Source organism: Kitasatospora sp. NPDC004669 (assembly GCF_040609455.1).
Lineage (GTDB): Bacteria > Actinomycetota > Actinomycetes > Streptomycetales > Streptomycetaceae > Kitasatospora.
In genome coordinates, this window is record NZ_JBEXKB010000213.1 from 1 (window position 1) to 1,602 (window position 1,602).

Annotated in this window: 1 protein-coding gene and 1 pseudogene; one reads left to right on the forward strand and one right to left on the reverse strand. The window is 70.7% G+C overall.

Features of this window, described 5'->3' with window-relative positions:
- Positions 1 to 227: 227 nt before the first annotated feature.
- Positions 228 to 512: pseudogene (locus ABZW30_RS46945) on the reverse strand (DDE-type integrase/transposase/recombinase); the annotation flags it as partial.
- Positions 513 to 574: 62 nt separating this feature from the next.
- Between ABZW30_RS46945 and ABZW30_RS46950 the strand changes: the two are divergent.
- The gene (locus tag ABZW30_RS46950) at positions 575 to 1,384 is read left to right on the forward strand and encodes an SDR family oxidoreductase (RefSeq protein WP_355677486.1); all 810 of its coding nucleotides are present in this window, start codon (positions 575 to 577) and stop codon (positions 1,382 to 1,384) included.
- Positions 1,385 to 1,602 lie beyond the last annotated feature (218 nt).

Here is a 1,602-nt window from a genome sequence, read left to right on the forward strand (position 1 = left end):
GCAACCCCTTCGCAATCTCCCGCCAGAACTGGCGCTGCACCTCCCGCCGTAGCGCCGGCGCACCAGGAGACTTCATCGACGACCGCCCGGTCAACCCCTGCATCCATCCCGCTGGCCTGCCCATCAACACCTCCGAGGACGAGGTGTTGCAACGACCGATTGAATCCGCCCTGCGACCCGTGATCCGCATGATGTATCAGCTGCCCCGGCTGAACCCTGCGGCCGGCCAGCGCGTACTCCAGCGACGCCAGGACCAGGTCCGCGTCCGCGTGGGCCGAGGTCTCCCAGGCCACGACGCGGCGGGAGAAGGCATCCCGGATCGCCGAGAGCCACAGCGGCCCCTCCACCGTGTCGATCACCGTGAGGTCGGTGACCCACAGCCGGTCCGGAGCTTTCGCGGTGAAGTCGCGCTGGACCAGGTCCAGGGCGAACGTGGCCGCGGCATCGGCCACGGTGGTCTTCCACCGCCGCGTGCGGGGGCTGATCCCGGTCAGGCCGGCCTGGCGCATCATTCTGCGGGCGGTCCACAAATGCGAGCAGTTGCTCGCATTAGGCTCACGGCCTCGGGAGAGACATGAAGTTCCACGGTCAGACGGCCCTCGTCACGGGCGCCTCGTCGGGGATCGGGGCGGTCTTCGCCCGCGAGTTCGCGGCGCGGGGAGCCGATCTCGTGCTCGTCGCCCGCACGAAAGCGGCCCTTCAGGCGCTCGCGGCCGAGTTGCGCGCGGCGCACCGCGTCCAGGTACGGGTGCTCCCCGCGGACCTGTCCGTGCCCGGCGCGGCAGCCGGGCTCGCCACCCAGGTCGCCGAACACGGCCTGAGCATCGACGTGCTCGTCAACAACGCCGGCTTCGCGACGTACGGGGCACTGACGGACACGGACCTGGAGCGCCTGCTCGGCCAGGTGCAGCTCAACTGCGCCACCCTGCTCGAACTCACGGGCCGGTTCCTTCCGGCGATGGTCGCGCGTGGCGCGGGCACCGTCGTCAACGTGGCCTCCACCGCCGCCTTCCAACCGCTGCCCCGGATGGCGGTGTACGGCGCGACCAAGGCGTTCGTGCTCTCCTTCACCGAGGCGCTGTGGGCGGAGAACAGAGCTACGGGTGTCCGCGTGCTCGCGCTGTGCCCTGGCGCGACCGAGACACCGTTCTTCGACGCGGTGGGCGCGGATGAGGCGTCGGTCGGCCCCCGCCAGAGCCCCGAGCAGGTCGTCGCGGCGGCCTTCGGAGCCCTGCGCCGTGGCCGTCACACGGTCGTTTGCGGACGCCGCAACGCGCTGAGCACCCGCCTGCCAGGGCTGCTGCCCCGCCGGACCGTCGTCACCATGACGGAACGGGTACTGCGGCCCCGTTCCGTTCCACGGGTCACCACCCAGGCCCAGTGACCGCGCTCCACAAGCAGGACTGCAGGCCCGGGCCTGCACAGACCACCGCCCCGACCAGCGTTCTCCCAGCACGGCCCGTCCCTCCAGAAGGGCTACACCCATCGCCTTTAGTGACAGTGCACAGCCCCGAGTTCGACAGTCGGCGGGCACACGATCATGACGGATTGTGGTTGTGACCTGCGGGAACGGGCGTGAGGTGCCGGCGGGGGCGTGTGTCC